The 2,268-nt window shown below is 69.0% G+C and carries 3 protein-coding genes and 1 pseudogene; 2 read left to right on the forward strand and 2 right to left on the reverse strand.

Annotated elements, in window-relative coordinates:
• Positions 1–583: PfkB family carbohydrate kinase (locus SFU54_RS00700; RefSeq protein WP_319014403.1), on the forward strand; the 583-nt coding region annotated here is incomplete at its 5' end.
• Positions 584–621: 38 nt separating this feature from the next.
• Here SFU54_RS00700 and SFU54_RS00705 read toward each other — a convergent pair.
• Positions 622–951, reverse strand: a complete 330-nt coding sequence (locus SFU54_RS00705; RefSeq protein WP_052225668.1) for a putative quinol monooxygenase — start codon at positions 949–951, stop codon at positions 622–624.
• Positions 952–1,080: 129 nt separating this feature from the next.
• Between SFU54_RS00705 and SFU54_RS00710 the strand changes: the two genes are divergently transcribed.
• Positions 1,081–2,013, forward strand: a complete 933-nt coding sequence (locus tag SFU54_RS00710; protein WP_153981929.1) for an LLM class flavin-dependent oxidoreductase — start codon at positions 1,081–1,083, stop codon at positions 2,011–2,013.
• A 21-nt stretch (positions 2,014–2,034) separates the two neighbouring features.
• On the opposite strand, the pseudogene SFU54_RS00715 reads toward SFU54_RS00710, so the two are convergent.
• Positions 2,035–2,268: pseudogene (locus tag SFU54_RS00715) on the reverse strand (ZIP family zinc transporter); the annotation flags it as partial.

Here is a 2,268-nt window from a genome sequence, read left to right on the forward strand (position 1 = left end):
GCCCGCGACGCGTTTGATTCACGCCGGCTCGATTGCGACGGTGCTCGAGCCGGGGGCGACCCAGGTTGACGCGCTCATTCGTGCTCACGCCGCTGGGGTGTTCGTCACCTATGACCCCAACCTGCGCCCTCAGATCATGGGCTCGGTTAAGCTCGCCCGCGAACGGGTCGAGAGCTTCTGCTCGCTCGCGCAGGTCGTGAAGGCGAGCGCCGAAGATCTGGCGTGGGCCTACGACTCCATGACCCTCGTTGAGGCCGCACAGCATCTGTTGAGCCGGGGGCCCGAGCTCGTCGTGGTGACCGATGGGGGAGCATCCACCATCGCGGTCTCGAGCTCCGGAGTCGTGGAGTTCGCACCGCCGCGCGTTGACATTGTCGACACGATTGGCGCAGGCGATTCGTTCATGGCGGGAATCATCGCAGCGTTGGTTGATCAGGGTGTGGTCGACGCCTTCGCCGTCGATCGCGAGCGAGCTCTTGCGTCGATCGACGTCGACGCTCTGCTGTCGTTCGCGGGGCGGTGTGCCGCGATCACCGTGACACGCGCTGGCGCGGAGCCGCCGTGGAGGCACGAGCTCGGTTAACGGCGCCACCTCGGCGCTGGGCCTCGGCCCGCTGGTGTCTAGACGAGCGTGCGTGAGTCGTTCGCGCCGCCTACCGACTCGATGTCGACGAGTTCGATGAGGGTCGTTGCCCCACCGTGAATCCACGGTGCGATCGCGGCGTTGAACGCCGCACAGTGTGCTGTGCTGAGGTGCACCGCGAAGGCTTCATCGTTCTCGTACTCTTCGAAGATCAGGTAGCTGTTCGGATCGTCTTGACGGGTCGTCGGCGCGAACAGTCGGTTGCCCTTTTCGGCGCGAACAGCGTGCGCGTACTCGACCACGAGTTGGCGAACCACCTCGGCGCCAGAGGGCGCAACGGTGAATTGCGCGAGAAGGACCTTCTTCACTCGCCCACTCTAGCGAGTTTTGCGAGAACCTTCTCGCACATCGTCGGAGAACTGTCCCGGACGCCATCCGCTAGCGTTTCCCTGAGTCATTCGGAAGCGAATGACTGGCGAGCGGGCGAGGAGGCCGGTGTGAGCATCCGCTGGGTCATGGTGCTGACCGAGAACGACGCGATCGTCGACGCGCGCGACCTGGGCGGGCTCGTCGAGCTGTCCGTGACCGCCGAGCGGCACGGCGTCGACGCGGTGATGCTCAGCGACCACATCGCCCTCGGCCCCTCGGCGGGCGCGAACGGCGTCATGGCGAACCTGCGCGACTACGCCGCCCCCGGCAACCAAGACCCGGCGACCGCCTGGCCGAGCTCGCTCGTGCTCATGTCGGCCATCGCGCAGGCCACGACGACGCTGCGCCTGGTGGCGGGCGCCATCATCTTCCCGCTGCGGCACCCGCTGCTGCTCGCGAAAGACCTCGGCACGCTCGACCTGCTCGCGCAGGGCCGTCTCGTCGTGCTGCCGACGGTCAGCTGGCACAAGGACGAGTACGCGGCCCTCGGCGTGCCCTTCCACCGGCGCGGGGCGATTCTCGACGAGCAGCTCGACATCGTCGCGCGCGCGTGGCGGGGCGGGCCCGTGCGGCACGAGGGCGAGTTCTACCGCTTCGACGATGTGTGGCTCGAGCCGGGGCCCTTCCGGCCGGGCGGCCCGCCGCTGTGGTTCGGCGGGCAGGGCATGCACCCGCCGCTCGTGCGGCGGCTCGTGCGGTACGGGTCCGGTCTCAACCCGTTCGGCACGCTCACCGCCGACGATCTCGCCAGGCTCGAGCGCGCGATGGCCGAGGCCGGGCGTGCGATGAGCGAGCTCGAGCTCGTGGGGGGCATCCGGGGCCGCTTCGATGGGCCGGATGCGGTGGCCGACCTCGACGAGGCCCTCGCCGCCCTGCCCCGACAGGTCGAGCAGGGCTACACGAGCATCTGCTTCAAGCCGGCGATGTTCTGCCGCACGGTCGACGAGGTGCCCGAGCTCATCGCGCGGCTGCACGCGGCGGGCGCTGCCCTCAGCGCGTAGGTCACTCCGGGTGGTGTGGGCTCAGCCCAGCTGGTACAGCGCGAAGGCGAGCGCGAAGCCCAATGCCGCCCACAGTCCGGTCAGCGAGCGGTCGGCGGCGAAGGCCTCCGGAATCATCGTGTTGGCGACCATCGCCATGATGCCGCCCGCCGCGATCGTGGTGACCACGGCGACGACCTCGGGGCTCGCGCCCGAGAGCAGCGCGAAGCCGAGCATCGCCGCGACCCCTGAGACGAGCATGATGCCGCCCCACAC

Origin of the sequence: Microcella sp. (assembly GCF_033763155.1) — a bacterium.
GTDB lineage: Bacteria > Actinomycetota > Actinomycetes > Actinomycetales > Microbacteriaceae > Microcella.